Annotated in this window: 24 protein-coding genes and 1 tRNA gene; 16 read left to right on the forward strand and 9 right to left on the reverse strand. The window is 72.4% G+C overall.

Features of this window, described 5'->3' with window-relative positions; all coding sequences use genetic code 11:
• The first annotated feature begins 5 nt into the window (after nt 1-5).
• Both WQ56_RS18160 and glgX read left to right on the forward strand, forming a co-directional pair.
• A complete protein-coding gene (locus WQ56_RS18160) occupies nt 6-182 on the forward strand; it encodes a DUF2934 domain-containing protein (protein ID WP_082132390.1) in 177 nt (58 codons plus the stop codon).
• Nucleotides 182-2,365, forward strand: a complete 2,184-nt coding sequence (glgX, locus tag WQ56_RS12415; RefSeq protein WP_047137433.1) for a glycogen debranching protein GlgX — start codon at nt 182-184, stop codon at nt 2,363-2,365. The genes WQ56_RS18160 and glgX overlap by 1 nt, the downstream gene beginning before the upstream one ends.
• A 43-nt stretch (nt 2,366-2,408) precedes the next feature.
• On the opposite strand, the gene WQ56_RS12420 is transcribed toward glgX, so the two are convergent.
• Nucleotides 2,409-2,912 carry a hypothetical protein gene (locus tag WQ56_RS12420; RefSeq protein ID WP_047137434.1) on the reverse strand — a complete coding sequence of 168 codons (504 nt, stop codon included), beginning with the start codon at nt 2,910-2,912 and terminating at the stop codon, nt 2,409-2,411.
• A 201-nt stretch (nt 2,913-3,113) separates the two neighbouring features.
• Here WQ56_RS12420 and dusA point away from each other — a divergent pair, with 201 nt between their 5' ends.
• The 4 genes from dusA to WQ56_RS12445 all read left to right on the forward strand — a co-directional run bounded on the left by dusA (nt 3,114) and on the right by WQ56_RS12445 (nt 6,929).
• Nucleotides 3,114-4,094 (forward strand): tRNA dihydrouridine(20/20a) synthase DusA, encoded by a 981-nt coding sequence (gene dusA / locus WQ56_RS12425; protein WP_047137435.1) that lies wholly within the window; start codon nt 3,114-3,116, stop codon nt 4,092-4,094.
• Nucleotides 4,095-4,472: 378 nt separating this feature from the next.
• The gene (locus WQ56_RS19340) at nt 4,473-4,661 is read left to right on the forward strand and encodes a hypothetical protein (RefSeq protein ID WP_047137437.1); all 189 of its coding nucleotides are present in this window, start codon (nt 4,473-4,475) and stop codon (nt 4,659-4,661) included.
• 58 nt (nt 4,662-4,719) lie between these two features.
• Nucleotides 4,720-5,406, forward strand: coding sequence for a response regulator transcription factor (locus WQ56_RS12440; protein ID WP_047137438.1), 687 nt, complete (start codon nt 4,720-4,722; stop codon nt 5,404-5,406).
• A gap of 77 nt (nt 5,407-5,483) precedes the next feature.
• On the forward strand, nt 5,484-6,929 hold the full coding sequence (locus tag WQ56_RS12445; protein ID WP_047137439.1) for a sensor histidine kinase: 1,446 nt from the start codon (nt 5,484-5,486) through the stop codon (nt 6,927-6,929).
• 78 nt (nt 6,930-7,007) lie between these two features.
• Here the strand turns inward: WQ56_RS12445 and WQ56_RS12450 are convergent, their stop codons facing one another.
• Entirely contained in the window at nt 7,008-7,775 is a 768-nt protein-coding gene (locus tag WQ56_RS12450) for a M90 family metallopeptidase (RefSeq protein WP_047137478.1), read from the reverse strand.
• A 16-nt stretch (nt 7,776-7,791) separates the two neighbouring features.
• Nucleotides 7,792-8,064: a hypothetical protein gene (locus WQ56_RS19345; protein ID WP_231583413.1), complete on the reverse strand. Its 273-nt coding sequence runs from the start codon at nt 8,062-8,064 to the stop codon at nt 7,792-7,794.
• Nucleotides 8,065-8,225: 161 nt separating this feature from the next.
• Here WQ56_RS19345 and birA point away from each other — a divergent pair, with 161 nt between their 5' ends.
• The 10 genes from birA to WQ56_RS12505 all read left to right on the forward strand — a co-directional run bounded on the left by birA (nt 8,226) and on the right by WQ56_RS12505 (nt 15,394).
• Entirely contained in the window at nt 8,226-9,227 is a 1,002-nt protein-coding gene (birA, locus tag WQ56_RS12460; RefSeq protein WP_047137441.1) for a bifunctional biotin--[acetyl-CoA-carboxylase] ligase/biotin operon repressor BirA, read from the forward strand.
• A complete protein-coding gene (locus WQ56_RS12465) occupies nt 9,224-9,967 on the forward strand; it encodes a type III pantothenate kinase (protein WP_047137442.1) in 744 nt (247 codons plus the stop codon). The genes birA and WQ56_RS12465 overlap by 4 nt, the downstream gene beginning before the upstream one ends.
• Before the next feature lie 8 nt (nt 9,968-9,975).
• Nucleotides 9,976-10,677, forward strand: coding sequence for an SPOR domain-containing protein (locus WQ56_RS12470; RefSeq protein ID WP_047137443.1), 702 nt, complete (start codon nt 9,976-9,978; stop codon nt 10,675-10,677).
• Between the two features lie 29 nt (nt 10,678-10,706).
• Nucleotides 10,707-10,782, forward strand: a tRNA-Thr gene (locus WQ56_RS12475).
• A gap of 132 nt (nt 10,783-10,914) precedes the next feature.
• Nucleotides 10,915-11,838 (forward strand): arginase, encoded by a 924-nt coding sequence (gene rocF, locus WQ56_RS12480; RefSeq protein WP_047137444.1) that lies wholly within the window; start codon nt 10,915-10,917, stop codon nt 11,836-11,838.
• Nucleotides 11,839-11,986: 148 nt separating this feature from the next.
• Nucleotides 11,987-12,145: an entericidin A/B family lipoprotein gene (locus tag WQ56_RS12485; protein WP_047137445.1), complete on the forward strand. Its 159-nt coding sequence runs from the start codon at nt 11,987-11,989 to the stop codon at nt 12,143-12,145.
• A gap of 262 nt (nt 12,146-12,407) precedes the next feature.
• Nucleotides 12,408-12,608 (forward strand): CsbD family protein, encoded by a 201-nt coding sequence (locus WQ56_RS12490; protein ID WP_047137446.1) that lies wholly within the window; start codon nt 12,408-12,410, stop codon nt 12,606-12,608.
• A gap of 140 nt (nt 12,609-12,748) precedes the next feature.
• Nucleotides 12,749-14,068 carry a tryptophan--tRNA ligase gene (locus tag WQ56_RS12495; RefSeq protein WP_047137447.1) on the forward strand — a complete coding sequence of 440 codons (1,320 nt, stop codon included), beginning with the start codon at nt 12,749-12,751 and terminating at the stop codon, nt 14,066-14,068.
• Entirely contained in the window at nt 14,065-14,376 is a 312-nt protein-coding gene (locus tag WQ56_RS12500) for a hypothetical protein (protein WP_047137448.1), read from the forward strand. Before WQ56_RS12495 ends, WQ56_RS12500 begins: the two co-directional genes overlap by 4 nt.
• 82 nt (nt 14,377-14,458) lie before the next feature.
• A complete protein-coding gene (locus WQ56_RS12505) occupies nt 14,459-15,394 on the forward strand; it encodes an MBL fold metallo-hydrolase (RefSeq protein WP_047137449.1) in 936 nt (311 codons plus the stop codon).
• Between the two features lie 33 nt (nt 15,395-15,427).
• Here the strand turns inward: WQ56_RS12505 and WQ56_RS12510 are convergent, their stop codons facing one another.
• The 6 genes from WQ56_RS12510 to pdhA form a co-directional block, all read right to left on the reverse strand.
• Nucleotides 15,428-15,850, reverse strand: coding sequence for a hypothetical protein (locus WQ56_RS12510; RefSeq protein WP_047137450.1), 423 nt, complete (start codon nt 15,848-15,850; stop codon nt 15,428-15,430).
• A gap of 51 nt (nt 15,851-15,901) precedes the next feature.
• On the reverse strand, nt 15,902-16,300 hold the full coding sequence (locus tag WQ56_RS12515; RefSeq protein ID WP_047137451.1) for a VOC family protein: 399 nt from the start codon (nt 16,298-16,300) through the stop codon (nt 15,902-15,904).
• Nucleotides 16,301-16,487: 187 nt separating this feature from the next.
• Nucleotides 16,488-17,921, reverse strand: coding sequence for a dihydrolipoamide acetyltransferase family protein (locus WQ56_RS12520; RefSeq protein ID WP_047137452.1), 1,434 nt, complete (start codon nt 17,919-17,921; stop codon nt 16,488-16,490).
• A gap of 11 nt (nt 17,922-17,932) precedes the next feature.
• Nucleotides 17,933-18,310: an SH3 domain-containing protein gene (locus WQ56_RS12525; RefSeq protein WP_047137453.1), complete on the reverse strand. Its 378-nt coding sequence runs from the start codon at nt 18,308-18,310 to the stop codon at nt 17,933-17,935.
• Between the two features lie 7 nt (nt 18,311-18,317).
• Complete coding sequence (locus tag WQ56_RS12530) at nt 18,318-19,337, reverse strand: alpha-ketoacid dehydrogenase subunit beta (RefSeq protein ID WP_047137454.1); 1,020 nt, start codon at nt 19,335-19,337, stop codon at nt 18,318-18,320.
• Nucleotides 19,334-20,407, reverse strand: coding sequence for a pyruvate dehydrogenase (acetyl-transferring) E1 component subunit alpha (gene pdhA, locus WQ56_RS12535; protein ID WP_047137479.1), 1,074 nt, complete (start codon nt 20,405-20,407; stop codon nt 19,334-19,336). Before pdhA ends, WQ56_RS12530 begins: the two co-directional genes overlap by 4 nt.
• Nucleotides 20,408-20,528: the final 121 nt, after the last annotated feature.

Below are 20,528 nucleotides of genomic sequence, written 5' to 3' on the forward strand. Positions count from 1 at the left end.
CGACGATGGACGAACAGCAGCGGACCGCCCGCATCCGGGAACTCGCACGCGAGATCTGGCAGGCCGAGGGACGCCCAGACGGCGAATCGCTGCGCCACTGGGCGATGGCCGAGCGGCTGGTCGACGCCGAACTGCAGGCCGAGCGCGAGAACGTCGAGCACGCCGCCGGAACGCCGCGCTGATGGCCGCGCCCCGGGCCCAGCGCGCGACCCCGCCGCGCCTGCTGCAACGCTCGCGCGTGCGCGAAGGCCGTCCGTTCCCGCTCGGCGCGACCTGGGACGGCCTGGGTGTCAACTTCGCGCTGTACTCGGCGCACGCCACGCGCGTGGAGCTGTGCCTGTTCGACGCGCGCGGGCGCGAACAGGAGCGCATCACGCTGCCCGAGCATACCGACGAGATCTGGCACGGCTACCTGCCCGACGCGCGCCCGGGCCAGCTCTACGGCTACCGCGTGCACGGCCCGTACGCGCCGGACGCCGGCCACCGCTTCAACCCCAACAAGCTGCTGCTCGATCCCTACGCCAAGCAGATCGTCGGCGAGCTGCGGTGGGCGCCGCACCTGTTCGGCTACACGATCGGCCACCGCGACGCCGACCTGAGCTTCGACCGGCGCGACAGCGCGCCGTACATGCCCAAGGCCGCGGTCATCGACCCGGCCTACACCTGGGGCGAGGACCGCCGCCTGCACACGCCGTGGGACCGCACGGTGATCTACGAGGCCCACGTGCGCGGCCTGAGCATGCGCCACCCGGCGGTGCCCGAGTCGGCGCGCGGCACGTTCTCGGCGCTCAAGCACGACGCGTTGATCGACCACCTGCGCACGCTGGGCGTGACCGCGATCGAGCTGTTGCCCATCCACGCGTTCGTCGACGACCAGCACCTGCTCGAGCGCGGCCTGCGCAACTACTGGGGCTACAACTCGATCGGCTTCTTCGCGCCGCATCCGCGTTATCTGGCGTCGAGCAACGTGGCCGAGTTCAAGCAGATGGTCGCCCACCTGCACCGCGCGGGCATCGAGGTGCTACTCGACGTCGTCTACAACCACACCGCCGAGGGCAACGAGCTGGGCCCGACGCTGTCGTTCAAGGGCATCGACAACGCCAGCTACTACCGGCTCGCCGACGATCGCCGCTACTACATCAACGACACCGGCACCGGGAACACCTTCGATCTGACCAACGCCGGTGCGCTGCGCATGGTCAACGACTCGCTGCGCTACTGGGCCTCGCAGATGCACGTCGACGGCTTCCGTTTCGACCTGGCGACGATCCTGGGCCGCGAGCCGCACGGCTTCGACCGCAGCAGCGGCTTCCTCGACGCGGTCGGCCAGGATCCGCTGCTGGCCCAGGTCAAGCTGATCGCCGAACCCTGGGACATCGGCCCCGGCGGCTACCAGGTCGGCAACTTCCCGCCCGGCTGGTCGGAATGGAACGACAGGTTCCGCGACACGATGCGCGCGTTCTGGCGCAGCGACGCCGGCCAGCTGCCGGAGTTCGCGCGCCGCCTGGCCGGCTCGGCGGATCTGTTTGACCATCGCGGCCGGCGCCCGCGCGCGTCGGTGAACTTCGTCACCGCGCACGACGGCTTCACGCTGCACGACCTGGTGACCTACGCCGACAAGCACAACGCCGCCAACGGCGAGGACAATCGCGACGGCCACGACCACAGCCTGTCGGCGAACTACGGCGTCGAGGGCGAGACCGACGACGCGTCGATCAACACGCTGCGCGCGCGGCAGAAGCGCAACCTGCTGGCGACGCTGCTGCTCTCGCAGGGCACGCCGATGCTGCTGGCCGGCGACGAGTTCGGCCACAGCCAGCAGGGCAACAACAACGCCTACTGCCAGGACAACCCGCTGACCTGGCTCGACTGGGAAGCCGCGTGGCGCGGCGAGGGGGCCGCGCTGTCGGCGTTCGTTGGCCGGCTCGCCCGCGTGCGCCGCGACCATCCGCTGCTGCGCAGCACGCGCTTCCTCGACGGCCGCTTCGACGAGCGCCGCGGCGTGCGCGACATCGCGTGGCTCGCGCCCGACGGCGGCGAGCTCTCGCCGGAACAGTGGGACGACGCCCATGCGCGCGCGATCATGGTCCGGCTCGACGGTCGTGCGGCCGATGCAGGCGCCGGCCATGTCAGCCTGCTGCTGCTCGTCAACGCCAGCGCCGGCGCAGTCGACTTCGCACCGCCGTCGATCGATGGCGTGGCGTGGCGCGTGCTGATCGACACCGCCGATCCGGAGGACCGCGGCCAGTGGGCGCCCGGCACGACGCGCACGCTGGTCGACCGCAGCCTGATGCTGCTGGTGGCCGAGCACGACGGCGGGCGTGCAATGCCGGCGCAGGCCCCGACGGAACCCGAGGCCGACTGAGCGGCGCGTCCCGCGGCGATGCGAAGACGGCGGGACACGGCGATCAGCCGCGCGGCATACGTCCGCGGCGCATCGCGCGCCGCCGCTGCGCACGTGCCGACCAGAACCCGATCGACACGAACTGCGCCGCGCACAGTGCGAGCAGTGTCCAACCCAGGTCGAGGCCGAGATAGACACCCGATGCCCGGTTGAGCCAGCCCCATTCCGACCGCCGCATCGCGAGGCTGCCTTCGCCGAACACCGCGTGCAGCACCTGCGCGGTCGTCACCGTCTCCCAGTCGCCGTGGCGCACGAGCCCGACCAGTCCGGCCCCGAACGCGGCAGCGGTCGCCAGCGCCAGCAGTCCCGCGATCCAGGCCAGCGCATCGCTCATACCGCGCGTGTCGCGCCACAGCAGCAACGCGCCCAGGCTCCAGGCGACGAGCAGCGCAGCGAACAGGAACACGAACACCATCGAGGGATCCTTCGGGAACTGGCCGGCATCGGCGAGCGACCGGCCGGCCGGCGGCGCGGATGCGGCTTGACCAGCATCGCAGCGCGCCTGCATCCACCGCGTCGCGGTTCCCGCAGCGTGGCCTCCGGCGCGTACCCCGCGATGGCCGCAATGTGGCCCGGGGCGGCGTTTGAGGCGCCGGGCCCGCGGGCGCACAATAACCGGCCCTGCATGGCCCGTGCGACGGGCCACGCGCCACGCCCGCGCTGGCGGCATTGCCCGGTGCGACCGCAGGCGTCTTTCCCCGGAACCCATATGCACGCTTTCGAACCCGACGCCCTCCGGCTCTCGGTCGCCCCGATGATGGACTGGACCGACGTCCATTGCCGGCAGTTCCACCGCATTCTCGCGCCCGGCGCGCGGCTGTACACCGAGATGGTGCACGCCAATGCGGTGATCCACGGCGACCGCGCGCGGCTGCTCGCGGCGACCCCCGAGCAGGCGCCGCTGGCGCTGCAGTTGGGGGGCAGCGACCCGGCGCTGCTGGCGCAGGCGTCGGCGATCGCGGCCGGGTACGGGTTCGACGAGATCAATCTCAACTGCGGCTGCCCGTCGGACCGGGTGCAGGCCGGGCGCTTCGGCGCCTGCCTGATGCGCGAGCCGGCGCTGGTCGCCGACTGCGTCGCGGCGATGGTCGCGGCGAGCCCGGTGCCGGTCACCGTGAAATGCCGGCTCGGCGTCGACGAGGACGACGACTACGCCGCGTTCGCCGCGTTCGTCGACGGCGTGGTCGCGGCCGGCGCGTCGATGGTCGTGGTGCACGCACGCAACGCTTGGCTGCAGGGGCTCTCGCCGAAGGAGAACCGCGACATCCCGCCGCTGCGCTACGACTGGGCCTGGCGGCTCAAGCGCGAGCGTCCGGCGCTGCCGGTCGTGGTCAACGGCGGCATCGCGACGCTGGAGGCCGCGCACGCGCAACTGGCGCACGTCGATGGGGTCATGCTCGGCCGGGCGGCCTACCACGATCCCTACCTGCTGCATCGGCTGGACGCGTCGCTCGGGGGCCGCGCGGAGCAGCCGCGCGAGACGCTGCTCCGGGCGCTACGCCCCTGGATCCAGGCGCGGCTGGCCGAGGGCGTGGCGCTCAAGCACATCGTGCGCCACGTGCTGGGGCTCTTCCATGGCGAGCCGGGCGGACGGCGCTTCCGACAGGTGCTCAGCGAAGGCGCCCACCGGCCCGGCGCGGACTGGGCGCTGGTCGAGCGCGCGCTGGAGGCGACCGCGGTCGCCGCGTGACGCCTGTCGCCGCGTCCGCGACGGAGGACGGCTGCGAGTTCGCGCGCGTTGCACCATCGCGCGAATGCGGACATGATCGGCGGCCGTCCGAAGCTGAACACAGACAGCCTTGTCAACGAAAAGTTAAGGACGGATTCACCGCCTTCGCCCGACCATGCAATGCGTTGTCCGCCGACCCACGCTCAAGGAGCGGCCGTGCCCGTCCCGTCGTCCCGTCCCTCGCCATCGTTCCTGCTCGCCGTCGCGCTCTGCGCCTCGGGCGCGGCCACGACGGTGCGGGCGCAGGAGGAGCCGCCGATGGGCGGCGCGCGCTCCGGGCCCGACATACGGGCCTCGTGGGGACGCCAGAACGTGGGGCCGCGGGGCGTCCAGGATTCCATGTCCGATTCGGTCCGCCGGATCGAGCGCAGCACGCGGGGACGCGTGCTGAGCGTGGAGCGGATGCATTCCGACGGTCGCGACGTCAACCGCGTCAAGGTGATGGACGACAGCGGGCGGGTCCGGGTGTACGTCGACGATCCGCAGCAGCGGGGCCGCGGGCCCCGTGCACGCGGCGACGACGATTGATCCTGCATCCTCGCCCACAATTCACGGCCGGTCCGGCCGTTCGACCGGAGTTGACCCCATGCGAATCCTGCTCGTCGAAGACGAAGCTCCCCTGCGTGAGACCCTTGCCGCCCGGCTGAAGCGTGAAGGCTTCGCGGTGGACGCCGCCCAGGATGGCGAAGAGGGCCTGTACATGGGCCGCGAAGTCCCGTTCGACGTGGGCATCATCGACCTTGGGCTGCCGAAGATGTCGGGCATGGAACTGATCAAGGCGCTGCGCGAGGAGGGCAAGCAGTTCCCGGTGCTGATCCTCACCGCGCGCTCGAGCTGGCAGGACAAGGTCGACGGCCTCAAGCAAGGGGCCGACGACTACCTGGTCAAGCCGTTCCACGTCGAGGAACTGCTGGCGCGCATCAACGCGCTCGTCCGCCGTGCCGCGGGCTGGAGCAAGCCGACGCTCGAATGCGGCACCGTGATGCTCGACCTGGCCGCGCAGACGGTCAGCGTCGACGGCAAGAACGTCGATCTCACCAGCTACGAGTATAAGGTGCTCGAGTACCTGATGATGCACGCCGGCGAGCTGGTGTCGAAGGCCGACCTGACCGAGCACATCTACCAGCAGGACTTCGACCGCGACTCCAACGTGCTCGAGGTGTTCATCGGCCGGCTGCGCAAGAAGCTCGACCCCGAGGGCGCGCTCAAGCCGATCGAGACCGTCCGCGGTCGCGGCTACCGGTTCGCGATCCCGCGCAACGGCGAGGGGTGAGCCCGCGCCGGCGGCGTGCGACCGGATGCCCGGTCGCGGCCGGTCGCGCGGACGGTGTCTCGACGTGATGGTCCGTCATGCCCGCTGAGTCCCGACGCTCGAAGGCCAAGCCGCGGCGGCCGTCGCGCTGGCGTCCGCGTTCGCTGCAGGCCCGCCAGCTGCTCGCGGCGAGCATCGGCCTGCTCGCGTTCCTGGCGCTGGCCGGCTACGCGCTCGACCGCGCCTTCATCGACGTCGCCAGCGAGGGCCAGCGCGAGCGCCTGCGCAACTACGTCTACGCCTACGCCGGCGACATCGAGTTCCTGCGCGGCGGCGAGATCTACCTGCCATCCGAATCGCCGCCCGACGACCGCTTCCTGCGCCCGGGCAGCGGCCTCTACGCCGAGGTCGTGCTGCCGAACGGCGCCTGGGCCTCGCGCTCGGCGTCGGGTCCGCAGCTGCCTGAGGCGACGATGCTCGGCGCGCGCGAGGAGAAGTTCGAAGGCCCGCTGCCGGTCGTGCGCAGCGACGGCTCGCCGGGCGAGGTCTACCGCTACGGCCTGGGCCTGCTGTGGTCGCCCGCCGAGGCACGCACCGAGGACGAGTTCGCCTACACGATCTACGTGATGGAGGACGCCGGCATCGTGCCGCGCCAGGTGCGGGTGTTCCGCGCCGCACTGTGGGTCAATCTCGGCATCGCCGGCATGATCCTGCTGCTGCTGCAGGCGCTGATCGTGCGCTGGAGCCTGTGGCCGCTGCGGCGGGTCGAACACGAACTGGTGCGCGTGCAGCGCGGCCAGGCCGACCGCATGGGCATGCAGCATCCGCGCGAACTGCTGCCGCTGACCGAGAGCATCAACGCGCTGATCGAGAGCGAGCGCGAGCACCTCACGCGCCAGCGCAACACCATGTCCGACCTCGCGCACAGCCTCAAGACACCGCTGGCGGTACTGCGCTCGCGGCTCGATGCCGGCACCGGCGAGGCCGAGCTGCGCGAGGAGGTCGAGACCCAGCTGCAGCGCATGACCGACCTGGTGACCTACCAGTTGGCGCGTGCGGCTTCCAGCGGGCACCAGTTGTTCTCGGCCGCGATCGAGATCGAGCCGCACGCCGAGCAGATCGTCCGCGGACTGGAGAAGATCTACGCCGCCAAGGGCGCGGTGTGCGAGTTCGAGATCGACGCGGCGGCGCGCTTCCACGGCGAGCCGGGCGACCTCCAGGAACTGCTGGGCAACCTGCTCGAGAATGCGTTCAAGTGGGCGCGCTCGCGGGTGCTGCTGACGGTGCGATCGGGCGAGACCGCGCCCAACCGGCGGCCCGGCCTGGTGCTGGTGGTCGAGGACGACGGCCCGGGCATCCCGGCCGACCGCGTCGCGTCGGTGCTCCAGCGCGGCGTGCGCGGCGACGAGCGCGTCCAGGGCCACGGCATCGGGCTGTCGATCGTGCAGGACATCGTGCACAGCTACCGCGGTGAACTGCACGTGGGCCGGTCCGAGGAACTGGGCGGGGCCTGCTTCTCGGTGCGCCTGCCACCGGGGTTCTAGACCGGTCGGCGCGGTCGTGTATGAGCGCGCTCGCGCGCGAGGACGTTCCCGATGAAGCCCGCGCGCGCGAGCGCGCGCCTACAGTGGGTCAGGGGCGTCGAGCGGCGAGGGGCCGTAGAAGCGCGCCAGGTGCGCGGCGACGGCGGGCAGCGTCTCGCGCAGCAGCGCCGGCGCGCTGAAGTGGTACTCGCTGCACACCGCGAAGAACTCCTCGGGTGCCTCGGCCGCATAGGGGTCGAGCGTCGTGTCCTCGCCGGCGTCCACGCGCGCGACGAAGCCGTCGAACGCGCGCTGGAAGTCCCGCGCCCATTCGCGTTGCCAGGTGCGCGGCAGCGGCGGGGTGCCGTCGAGCACGCCGTCGAGCGCGTCGAGCTTGTGCGCCATCTCGTGCACGGCCACGCAGAAGCCGCCGTCGGGCTCGGCGATGTCGCCCTGGATGTCGGCCCACGACAGCACCAGCGGTCCGCTCTCCCAGGATTCGCCGATCAGCTCGTCGTCCCATTCGTGCATCACGCCGGCCGCGTCGACGTGGCTTCGGTTCACGCGGAACGCGTCGGGATAGACGATCACCTGCGACCAGCCGTGCAGGCCTTCGTCGCCGAACGCGAGCAGCGGCAGGCAGCACAGCGCGGCGAGCAGCAGCCGCTCGCGATCGTCCAGCGCCAGGCCGGCGACCGGGGTGATCGTCTTGCGGTGCACGAAGCGCGCCGCGAGGTCGCGCAGCCGGGCCGCGCGCGCCTCGTCGAGCGCGCGGACCCATGGCAGGCGGGTGCGGACGTCGGCCCAGTCCGCGTCGGGGACCGGGGGTGGGGCGCCGTCGAACAGGCGCCGGATCAGAGAGCGCACGACCCGGGGCCGTGCCTCAGCGGAACATGCCGGGCAGGAAGCTGTGCCAGCGCGGCCCGCGCAGCGGACCGTCGCTCTCGATGCCGCCGGTGACCGGCGGGCGGGCCTTCGACGCGCTGGCGGCCGGCGGGCGGCGCGCGGCATCGGGATCGGCGGCCTCCTGCGTGGCGACGGCAGGCGTGGCGCTGCACGGCGCGCCGTCCGCGGCGCCGGGGGTGCGCGCTTCGCGGGCCGCTGCCGGCAGGCAGGCGGCGAACAGCAGCGCACAGAACATCGCTCGTATCGACATCGAAGACCCCGGCAGTCAGGCGGACGCAGACCTCCGGCGACTATAGCGCAGGTTGCGCGCCTGCGACGTTGGGCCGCGACAGCGCACGACAGCGGGCCCGCGCTCGCCGATAATCGTCCGATGACCGTCCCGCCGCCCGCCGTCATCGTTGCGACCGCCGCATGGCCCCGCTGAACGCCGAGCGGGCGCTGCTGGAACGGCTGATCGCGGGCCCGGTGTCGGGCGATGCGCTGGCGCGCGAGTCGGGGCAGACGCGCGCGGCGGTCTGGAAGCGGATCGGCCTGCTGCGCGAGGCCGGCGTGCCGATCGAGGCGCGCCGCGGGCAAGGCTACGTCCTCGCCCAGCCGGTGACACTGCTCGACGTCGACGCGATCGCCTCCGCGCTGCCGGCGGCGGCCCGGGCGGGCCTGGACCGGCCCGACGTCGCCTGGACGCTCGATTCGACCAATGCCGAACTGCTGCGCCGGCCGATGCCCGGCGCCGGCGCGGAGGCGCTGCTGGCCGAACGCCAGACCGGCGGGCGTGGGCGGCGGGGCCGGGCCTGGCGTTCGCCGCTGGCCGCGCATGTGTACCTGTCGCTGCAGCGCGGTTTCGACGGCGGGCTCGCGCGGCTGGGCGGGCTGAGCCTGGTCGCCGGCATCGCCGCGGTCGAGGCGCTGCACCGGCTCGGCGTCGGCGACGTGCGGCTGAAGTGGCCCAACGACCTGGTCGTGCCCGACGGCGCGGGGCTGCGCAAGCTCGGCGGCGTGCTGGTCGAGGGCGGCGGCGAGCACGCCGGGCCGGTGCGCGCGGTCCTGGGCATCGGCATCAACGTGCGCATGCCGGCCGTGGATGCCGCGGCGATCGACCAGCCCTGGATCGACCTGGTGACGCTCGCGGGCGATGCATCGCCGTCGCGCGATGCGGTCGCGGCCGCGGTGATCGGCGCCTGGGTGCCCGCACTGGCTCGGTTTGATCGAGACGGGCTGGCGCCGTTCCTGCCCGGCTATGCGGCGGTCGACGCGCTCGGCGGGCGCGCGGTACGCGTGCAGACCGCAGCCGGCGCGCTCGACGGCATCGCCGAGGGCATCGCCGACGACGGCGCGCTGCGGTTGCGGCTTGCCGATGGCGTCCGGACGTTTCACGCTGGCGAGGTCAGCGTGCGCAAGGGGGACCGAGCATGACGGTGTGGTTGTTCGACCTGGGCAATACCCGGCTCAAGTACGCGCCACTGCACGGCGAGGACGTCGGGCCGGTCGCCGGTACCGCGCACGCGGCCGGTGGCCTGGATCCGTCGTGGATCGAACGCCTGCCGGAGCGGATCGACACCGCGGTCATCGCCAGTGTGGCGTCGCCCGCGTTGCGCGCGGTGCTGCTCGACGCGCTGGCGGCGCGCGGTGCGCGAGTCGAGATGGCGCGGACGCTGCCGGTGCTCGACGGGTTGACGGTCGCCTACGCCGACCCCGCGCGCTTCGGCGTGGACCGGTTCCTCGCGCTGCTGGCCGCACGCGCGCAGACGCGCGAGCCGGTCGTCGTCGTCGGTGTCGGGACGGCGCTGACGATCGACCTGGTCGACGTCGACGGCCGGCACCTGGGCGGGCGCATCGCCCCGTCGCCGACGCTCATGCGCGAGGCACTGCAGCGTCGGGTCGCGCAACTGCCGGCCACCGGCGGTACCTTCGTCGAGTTCGCGACCGATACCGAGGACGCGCTGGCCTCGGGATGCGAAGGCGCGGCCGCGGCGCTGGTCGAGCGCAGCCTCGTGCAGGCCGCCGCGCGCGTGGGCGCCGCGCCGGGGCTGTTGCTGCACGGTGGCGGCATGGAAGGCCTGCGACCGCACCTGCCGCAGGCCCAGGTCCGGCCCGACCTGGTGCTGGCCGGCCTCGCGCGCTGGCACCGCGCGACCGCGGCCGCGCACGCCTAGGCCCGGCCGTGCTGCTGCGCGCGACCGTCCTGCTGTTGGTGATCCTCAACCTCGGCGTTGCCGCGTGGTGGGCACTGCGCGACGCGCCGGCCGACCCCGTTCCGGTCGCGTCGGTCGACGCGCCGACGCTGACGCTGCTCGATGCGGACGCGGACACCGTCGCATCGGCCCCGATGCCGCTGGTCGAGGACTTCGACGAGACCGACCCCGCGGCGCTGGAAGGCGACGATGCCGCGGACGCGCCGCCCACGCGCTGCGTTGCGCTCGGGCCGTTCGCCGATGCCGCGGCGCGCGAGGCCGCGCGCATGGGGCTGGCGGACGACGGCATCCGCGCGGTCGCGCGCGAGGTCGCGGTCGCGCCGCGCGGCTGGCGCGTGTGGCTGCCGCCGCGGCCCGATCGCGCAGCCGCCGACGCCGAGGCCGCCCGGCTGCGCGCGGCCGGCATCGAGGAGCAGTACGTGATCGCCGATGGCGACGACGCCAACGGCATCGCGCTGGGCCGTTTCGACAGCGAGGCGCCGGCGCGTGCCCGCGTCGAGGCGCTGCGCGCGGCCGGGTTCGCCGCGCAGGCCGAGGCGCTCGGGGGCAGCTCGCAGCCCTGGCTCGACGCGCGGATCGATGCCGCGACGGCCGACGCCGCGCTGCGCGCACGCACCGGCGCCCCGCGGGCCGAGCCGGGCGGCTGCGACGCCGCGCAGGATGCGGGTTAGAATCGCCGCGCGGCCCCGCCGCACGCCATGCCGGCATAGCTCAGTTGGTAGAGCAACCGCCTTGTAAGCGGTAGGTCCCCAGTTCGAACCCGGGTGCCGGCACCATCCAGACGCCGTTCCCGCGACCCGCGCCGCCCAGGCGCCTCCCCATGGCCGCCCGACGTCGCGTCCCGCCATCCGCGCGTGGCTTCGGCCGCACGTCTGCGGCGGGCGTTCGCCAAGTCGCCAGGAGAAGCCATGCAGCAGTCGTATCCGCCGGTCTCGATCTTCGGGGTGCCCACGGACGTGGGCGCGGGCCGTCGCGGGGCTTCGATGGGGCCCGAGGGCCTGCGTGTCGCCGGCCTGTCCGAGGCGCTGCTCGCGCGCGGCATCGACGTCGCCGACCTGGGCGACCTCAAGGGGCCGAGAAATCCGTGGCAGGGCCCGCAGGACGGCTACCGGCATCTCGACGAGGTCGTCGCGTGGAACCGCGCGGTGCTCGAGGCCTCGTCGGCGGAACTCGCACGCGGGCGCATGCCGATCATGCTCGGCGGGGACCACTGCCTGGCGATCGGTTCGATCGCGGCGGTCGCCCGCCACTGCCGGGCCGTGGGCAAGACGCTGCGCGTGCTGTGGCTCGATGCGCACACCGACTTCAACACCTCGCAGATCACGCCGTCGGGCAACGTGCACGGCATGCCGGTCGCGTGCCTGTGCGGCATCGGGCCCGACGTGCTGACCGGGCTCGGCGGCGAGGTGCCGGCCACGCGCGTCGACCAGTTCCGCCAGATCGGCATCCGCTCGGTCGATCCCGACGAGAAGCGCATGGTCAAGGCCCACGGGCTGGACATCTACGACATGCGCTACATCGACGAAGTCGGCATGCGGCGCGTCGTCGAGCAGGCGCTCGACGGGGTCGACGCCGATACCCATCTGCACGTGAGTTTCGACGTCGACGTACTCGACCCGACGATCGCGCCGGGCACCGGCACGCCCGTGCCGGGCGGCATCAACTATCGCGAGGCGCAGCTGGTGATGGAGATGATCGCCGACACCGGCCGGCTGGGGTCACTGGATGTGGTCGAGGTCAACACCGCGCTCGACCACGGCAACGCGACCGCGGAACTCGCCGTGGACCTGGTGGAGAGCCTGTTCGGCAAATCGACCTTGATGCGCGATTGACGGGGCGATTCTCGCCGGCCGCACAACGATGAATGGGGTCGATTCGGCGCGCCGGCGATGCACGCGGCATTCACACGGCGCGCTCCTATAGTCCGCCCAACGGTTGCGGCGTCCCGCAATCGCCCGCGAAGAATCCCTGGAGAATCCCATGAAGCGTCTGACTGCACTTCTGCTGCTCGCCCTGTTCACCGCCGGCTCGCTGAGCGCCTGCAACACCGTCCGCGGCGCCGGGCAGGACGTCCAGAAGGTGGGCGAGAAGATGGAAGACGGTGCGAACGACACGGGCGGCACCACGCGTCGCCCCTGATCCACGTCCGTTCCACGCGATCCGATCAAGCCGGCGAAAGCCGGCTTTTTCGTGGGCGTTTTCCCGCGGATGCGTATCCGCCCAGGGTCCGCGCAGCTGGCGCGTGCGGCATCCACTGCAGACCGCCGATGTGACGATCTCGCTCATGTTCCCTTGACTGCCGCTTGATGCGCGTTGCGCGAGGATGATCCCAAGCCCGCAGCGACCTGCTCGACCGAGTCGCCGCTGCTGACCTCCGACCTCCAAAGAAGGACCAACGACGATGAACAAAGACATTATTTCCGGCAAGTGGACCCAGCTCAAGGGCAAGGCGCAGGCCAAGTGGGGCGACCTGACGGACGACGTGTTCGACGTCGCCGCCGGCGATAGCAAGTACCTGGCCGGCAAGCTGCAGGAAAAGTACGGCTGGGAGCGCGACCGCGCCGAGCAGGAAGTGCGCGACTTCGAGAAGACGCTCGACTGACAGTCGTCGAAGCCTGCATCAATGGATGGGCCGGCACTGCCGGCTCGTCTTCGTTTGCCGCGCCGGCAGGGCGGCCCGGGCCTGCAGCCGGCCGGCAGGCAGCGGTTAGACTGGAGCGTCCCTCCGTCGCCGCCCCGTCCATGTCCAAGCGTCCCCTGCGCATCCTGACCGGCATCACCACGTCCGGCACCCCGCACCTCGGCAACTACGTCGGCGCGGTCCGCCCGGCGATCGCCGCCAGCCGGGCGCCCGGCACCGAGAGCTTCTATTTCCTCGCCGACCTGCACAGCCTGATCAAGGCGCAGGACCCGGCGCGCACGCAGCGCTCGACACTGGAGATCGCCGCCACCTGGCTGGCCGCCGGGCTCGAGCCGGACAAGGTCTGGTTCTACCGGCAGAGCGACATCCCCGAGATCACCGAGCTGACGTGGATGCTGACCTGCGTGGCCGGCAAGGGCATCCTGAACCGCGCGCACGCCTACAAGGCCGCGGTCGATCGCAACCGCGCCGAAGGCGAGGACGACGATGCCGGGGTCAGCGCGGGGCTGTTCATGTACCCGGTGCTGATGGCGGCCGACATCCTGATCTTCGATGCCGACCGCGTGCCGGTGGGGCGCGACCAGATCCAGCACATCGAGATGGCGCGCGATTTCGGGCAGCGCTTCAACCATGCCTACGGGCGCGCGTGGTTCACGCTGCCCGAGGCGGTGGTCGACGACGACGTCGCCACGCTGCCCGGCCTGGACGGGCGCAAGATGAGCAAGAGCTACGGCAACACGATCCCGCTGTTCGTCCCGCCCGCGCAGCTCAAGAAGCTGGTGTTCTCGATCCTCACCGATTCGCGCGCGCCCGGCGAGCCGAAGGACACCGAGGGCTCCGCGTTGTTCCAGCTCTACCAGGCCTTCGCCACGCGCGAGCAGACGGCGGCGTTCGCGCAGGCCTTCGCCGACGGCATCGGCTGGGGCGAGGCCAAGCAACAGCTGCTCGACGTCGTGGAGCGCGAGATCGCACCGATGCGCGAACGCTACGAGGCGTTGATCGCGCGGCCTTCGGACATCGAGGACATCCTGCGCGACGGCGGGCGCCGCCTGCGCGAGCGCTACGCGACGCCGCTGCTGGCGCAACTGCGCGATGCGGTCGGCCTGCGCGACCTGGGCCGCGTGGCGGTGCCCGCCGCCGAGGGCGCCGCGGCGGCGCGCAGCGAGCCGCCGCAGTTCAAGCAGTACCGCGAGACCGATGGCCGCTTCTATTTCAAGCTGGTCGACGGCGACCGGGTGCTGCTGCAGAGCCACGCGTTCGACGCACCGCGCGACGCGGGGCAGACCATCGCGCGGCTGCGCCGTGGCGAACTGGCGCCGGCCGACGCACCGGCCGAGCTGGGCGAGGGCGTCGCGCCGGCCGACGTGCAGACGGCGCTGGACGCGATCGCCGCGGCCGATGCGGAGAAGGCGGCGTCATGAGCCCGGGCGTCGAGCTCAATCTGGCGCTGTTGCTGTTCCTGCCGTGGTTCCTGATCCTCGGCGCGCTGTTCTGGGCGTATCCGCGCCGCCCGCGCGGGCCGGCGCGCGTGCTCTACGACCTGGCGAGTCTGGCGCTGTCGGTCGGCGCGTTCGTGGCTTCGATCCACTGGGCGCAGGCGAACGCCGATCCGGTGCACGGCCACATGTGGCAGCAGATCCTGGCGACGGCCGTCGGCTACGGCGTGTTCTTGGGCGTGCTCGGTGCAGCGTTCGTGCTGCGCATCTACGTGCTGCGGCCCCGAGGCTGACGCGCCGCGTACGACCAAAGGCCCATGCGACGGCAGCGGCATGCGGCCTAGACTGCCGGGACACGGATACGGGAGCGACGCGATGCGCGACGACACGCATGGGATCACCGTCATCGACACCGGCTATGTGCGGCCATCGCTGTGCGCCGCGTACCTGGTACGCAGCGGCGAGCGCGCGGCGCTGATCGACTGCGGCACCGCCGCCTGCGCGCCGCGCGTGCTCGCCGCGATCGACGCGGCCGGCGTCGCGCGTACGGCGGTGGACTGGGTGATGGTCACGCACGTGCACCTCGACCACGCCGGCGGCGCCGGGCCACTGATCCGCGCGCTGCCCAACGCGCGGCTCGTCGTGCATCCGCGCGGCGCGCCGCACATGATCGATCCGACGCGGCTGATCGCGGGTGCCAAGGCGGTGTACGGCGAGACGACCTTCGCGCGCGACCATGCCGGCATGCTGCCGGTGCCCGAACACCGCGTCGTGGTCGCCGACGACGGTCACGTCGTCGATCTCGCGGGTCGGCCGCTGCTGTGCATCGACACGCCCGGGCATGCGCGCCACCACTACAGCGTCTGGGACGAGCGCAGCCGTGGCTGGTTCGCCGGCGACACCTTCGGCATCTCGTATCGCGAGCTCGACAATGCCCGCGGCGCCTTCATCGTGCCGACGACCTCGCCGGTGCAGTTCGATCCGCAGCAGATGCACGCCTCGATCGACACGCTGCTGGCGCGCGCGCCGGCGTCGATCCGGATCGCGCACTACGGCGAGGTGACCGAGTGCGCAAGGCTCGGGTGCGACCTGCACGTCCAGGTCGATGCGATGGTCGACATCGCGCAGGCGGCCCAGGGCCACGACGACCGCCACGACCGGATCGTCGAGGGCCTCGTCCGGCCCTACACCGAACGCGCCAGCGCGCACGGCATCGACGATGCCGGGGCGCGCGTGCGCGAGGTGCTGGGCGGCGACATCGCGCTCAACGCGCAGGGCCTGTGCGCGTGGCTGGACCGCGTCGCGCGCTGAGGGTGGCTGTCCCTGGGCAGGGCCGGCACCGGATCATGGCAGGGTGGGGCGGCCGAGTTCGGCGAACAGCCGGTCGTGCGCCTTCTGCGCGTTGACGCGCGGCACCTTGGCGAGCGGGCCATCGGCGGCCAGCGCCAAGTCGCCCTTGAGGATCAGGCCGTCCACGCGCACGAAACTGCGGGTGGCGATCCGGTCGCCGTGCGGCTCGACCTCCAGGTACATCGGCGAGGTCAGGAGATTGAGCCCCTTGCGGTACACCCGGCGGCCGTCCTGGTCGGCCTGGCGGCGATAGCCGTTCGCCGCGGCCCAGGCATCGATCCTGGCCAGCGCATCGGCACCGCCCGGGAACTCGCGGCGGTCGAAGGGATTGTTCTTGCCGCGCGCCAGGTAGGCCATGAGGTTGATGCCCGCGAAGCCGATGACGGCACCGACCAGGGCGAAGAACAGGATGCGCATCGGGAATCTCAGCGGACGGGCAGCGCACGATAACCGAACGCCGTGAGAGCGTCAGCGGACCGGCGGATCGTCCCAGACGTTGGCGTGGGGTCCGAACGGCGTGCGCTGCTGGCGGATGACGCAGAACCGGTGGCCGCTCGGCGCCTCCATGACCCACCAGCGCTTCACGAACGCGATCTTCTTCGCGCCGAGCCCCTCCAGCCGCGCGGCCTCGGCGTCGACGTCGTCGCTCTCGATGTCCAGGTGGATGCGCGAGGCGTGGTCGACCTTCTGCAGCAGCAGGATCGGCTCGTCGGACGCGGTCCGCAGCTCGGCATAGCGGCCGTCGCCGTCCTGGTCGGCGACGGCGACCGGCTTGCCGAGCGCGCGGCTCCAGAATTCGACGTGGGGGGCGAGGTCGTCGACCTCGCAGTCGAGCACGAACGTGGACAGGCGGCTGCGGTGCGGCATGGCGGACTCTCCGGTCGGTGGAGCGCCAGCATGGGGGAGCTTCGGTGCAGTGGCCGCGACGACCGTCCGTGGTGACCCGTAGGAGCGCGCTCGCGCGCGATGGGTTTGCCGGGAACGCCCCATCGCGCGCGAGCGCGCTCCTACAGAACCCAATCGCATCGCGCTACGGCGATGCGGGGTTCCGGAATCAGTTCGGCAGCGCGAGGTCGTCGAGCATCGCCTTGAGGAAGCGCGCGGCCTCGCCGCCGGTCGCGGCGCGGTGGTCGAACGTCAGCGACAGCGGGATGACCCTGTGCGACTCGAAGCCGCCGATGACCGGGACGATCTGGTGGCGGCCGCGGCCCGCGGCGACGATTGCCACGCACGGCGGCACGACGACCGGGGTCGCGTAGCGGCCGGCGAACATGCCGAAGTTCGACAGCGAGATCGTGTAGCCGGTCAGCTCGCCGGCCGGAATGCTGCGGTCCTGGACCTGCGCGCGCAGCCGGTCGATGCCCTCGCGCACGCCGCGCGCATCGAGCACGTCGGCGTTGCGCAGCGCCGGCACGAACAGGCCGTCGTCGGTGTCGACCGCGATGCCGACGTCGACGTGCGGGTGCAGCGTGCGGGTCAGCTTGTCGCCGTCGAACCAGGCATTGAGCGCCGGCACCGCGCGCGCCGCACTGCAGATCGCGCGGATCAGGCGCACGGTGACGTCGTTGCCCGGCGTCCAGGCGTGGATGTCGGCGTCGTCGGCCAGCGTGGTCGGCACGACCTTCGCGTGCGCGTCGGCCATGACCCGCGCCATGTTGCGGCGCACGCCCTTCAGCGGTTCGGGCTGGCCCGAGGCGCTGACCGACGGCGGCTGCGTGCGCATCGGCCGGCCGGAGGCCGACAGCGCGGTGCGTTCGCCGGCCTGGCGGGCCGGTGCCGGTGCCGCGGGGGCAGGCCCGGCACCGGCGGGTGTGTCGCGACGCGCGGGCGCCGCTCCGGCGGTCGCGCTGCCGTCGGCGGCGGCCTGCTTGACGTCGGCCATCGTCACCACGCCGTCGGCGCCCGTGCCGCGCACGCGCGCGATGTCGACCTTGAGCTTGCGCGCAAGCGCGCGCACCGCCGGCATCGCTTTGACGCCGCCCGCCGAGCTTGCCTGCTCGCTGTGCACCGCGTCGGAGGACTGCATCGCCCCGACCACGGTGCCGCTGTCGGCGCGGCCGCCGGCCGGCGAGGACTTGGCCTCGGGCTGTGCGCCGTCACCTTCGGCAATCGCGCCGCCGTCGCTCGAGGCGACGACCCGGTCGTCGGGCGCGGGATCGGCGGCGCCCACGCCCTGGCCGGCCGGCTTCGGTGGGCCGTGGTGGTGGCCGGTGTCCTGGCCCTCGGCGCGTTGCGGCAGGTCGGGGTCGATCTCGAACTCGGCCAGCACCGCGCCGGTCTCGATGATGTCGCCCGGCTCGCCGGCGAGCCGGACCACGGTGCCCGAGACCGGCGAGGGCACGTCGACGACGGCCTTGGCGGTCTCCATCGACACCAGCGCGTCGTCGAGGCGGATCGTGTCGCCGACCTTGACCGCCCACTCGACGATCGTCGCATCGGGCAGGCCCTCGCCGAGGTCGGGCAGGCGGAAGGAAGTGGTGTTGGCCATGCGTGCAGTCCTCAATCGGTCGTGCCGGCCGGGGCCGGCGATGCGAGCACGCGCGCGGGTATCCAGCCGCGCGTGCCGTGGTCGTCTTCCGCCCACCACCAGTCGGCGAGCAGGCGGTGGAGGCGGACGCGGGCACCCGCGTCGGCCGCCAGTTCGGTCGTGTCGTAGGCGTCGCGCGCGACCGCGCGCGCGGGATCGCCGGCGACGCGCTGCAGCAGCGACGTCGGCACCCAGCCGCCCAGGCCGTCGTCGCGGACGACCCAGGTGAACTGCGGCCAGTCGGTATCGGCCCGGCCGAGCATCAGCGCCTGTCCGGTCTCGATCCGGATCGGCGGATGGCCGGGCGCGCGATGCGCCGCGACCACCGTGGCGACGAGCGGCGCGGCCATCGCGCCGTCAGCCCGCCGCCATCGCCCGCTTGGCGGCGGCGACGATCTTCTCCACGCTCGGCAGGTACTTCATCTCCAGCCGGAACAGCGGGATGTGCGTGTCGTAGCCGGTCACGCGCTCGACCGGGGCGACGAGGTCGTACATCGATTCCTCGGCCAGGCGCGCGGCGATCTCGGCGCCGAAGCCCGCGGTCCGCGGCGCCTCGTGCACGATCACGCAGCGACCGGTGCGCGCGACCGACTCGGCGATCGTCGCGAAGTCGAGCGGCTTGAGCGTCGCGACGTCGATGACCTCGGCGCTGATGCCCTCGCCGGCGAGCTTCTCGGCCGCCTCGAGCGTTTCCTTGACCTGCGCGCCCCAGCTGACCAGGGTCACGTCGGTGCCGTCGCGCAGCACGTAGCACACGTCCAGCGGCAGCGCCTCGCCGTCGTCGGCGACGACCTCCTTGTACTGCCGGTAGATGCGCTTGGGCTCGAAGTAGATCACCGGGTCGGGCTCGCGGATCGCGGCGAGCAGCAGGCCGTAGGCGCGCGCGGGCGAGGACGGCATGACCACGCGCAGCCCGGGCACGTTGGTGAAGATCGCCTCGTTGGCCTCGCTGTGGTGCTCGGGCGCGCGGATGCCGCCGCCCCACGGCACGCGCAGCACCATCGGGCAGGTCAGCCGCCCGCGCGTGCGATACCGGAAGCGCGCGGCGTGGCAGATGATGTGGTCGACCATCGGGTACATGAAACCGTCGAACTGCGCCTCGGCGACCGGCTTCATGCCCATCGCGGCCATGCCGACGGTCAGGCCGGCGATCGTCGTCTCGTCGAGCGGCGTGTCGAGCACGCGCTGGGGGCCGAACTGCTGCTGCAGGCCCGAGGTCGCGCGGAACACGCCGCCGTTGACGCCGACGTCCTCGCCGAGCACGACGACCGAGTCGTCGTGGTCCAGCTCCCAGGCCAGCGCCTGGGTGATCGCCTCGATGAGCGTGATCGCGGCCGGGGCGGCGGCCTGCTTGGTGTCCGTGGCGGCGGCGTTCATGCGCGTCCCTCCGCGGCGAGCGCCTGCGCCCGCTGCTCGAGCAGGTCGGGCGGCGGGTCGGCGTAGAGGTAGTCGAACATCGCTTCCACGGGCTGCACCTTCGATTCGAGGTAGGCGTTGATCTCCACGTCGATGCGCCGCGTGCAGTCGGCGATCCACGCCTTCTCCCGGTCCTCGTCCCACAGGCCCTGGGCGGTGAGGTAGGTACGCAGGCGCGTCATCGGGTCGCGCGTCCACGCCTCCTTGACCTCGGCCTCGTCGCGGTAGCGGCGGGCATCGTCGGCGGTGGTGTGGTCGTGCAGGCGGTAAGTCATGAACTCGATGACGCTGCCGCCCTCGCCGGCGCGCGCGCGCTCGAGCGCGCGGCGCATGCCCTCGAGCACGGCGACCAGGTCGTTGCCGTCCACCTGCAGGCAGTGCAGGCCACCGGCCAGGCCCTTCTGCGCCAGCGTCTGCGCGCCGGTCTGCGCGCTGCGCGGCACCGAGATCGCCCAGCCGTTGTTGACGATGCACTGCACGAACGGCAGCGCATAGGCGCCGGCCGAGTTGATCGCGGCGTACGTGTCGGTCTTCGAGCTGCCGCCGTCGCCGCAGCAGGCGACGGCGACGCGCCGCTCGCCGCGCAGCTTGAACGCCAGCGCCGCGCCGGCCGCGTGCAGGCACTGGGTGGAGATCGGCACGCACCACGGGAAGTCGTGGCGCTGATGCTGGAAATCGTTGCCGCGCTCGTCGCCGCCCCAGTACATCAGGATCTCGCGCAGCTGCACGCCGCGCACGATCTGCGCGCCGTATTCGCGGTAGCTGGGCGCGAACACGTCCTCGGGCGCCATCGCCGCGCCAATGCCGACGTGGGTCGCCTCGTGGCCGAGGCACGCAGCGTAGGTGCCCAGCTTGCCGGTGCGCTGCAGGGCGATCGCCTTGCTGTCGAAGGTCCGCACGAACAACATCTGCTCGAACAGCGGCAGCAGCGTGGCGGGGTCGGAGAAGGCCTCGGGGAACGGGGCGACGGGCGTGCCGTCCGGGCCAAGGTATTGCAGGTGTTCGATCTCGAACTTTGCGACGACGGTCATCATGCCAACCGGTCAGGGACAATGCCGCCATGATACCGGGGCGGCGTTCAAGGCCCGTTGCGCATCGCGTCATGACAGCGGCCGCCGCCGCGTGGCAGTCGCGCGGCGCCGCGCGACCCCG

This window comes from Luteimonas sp. FCS-9 (genome assembly GCF_001014645.1).
Taxonomy (GTDB): Bacteria; Pseudomonadota; Gammaproteobacteria; order Xanthomonadales; family Xanthomonadaceae; genus Luteimonas.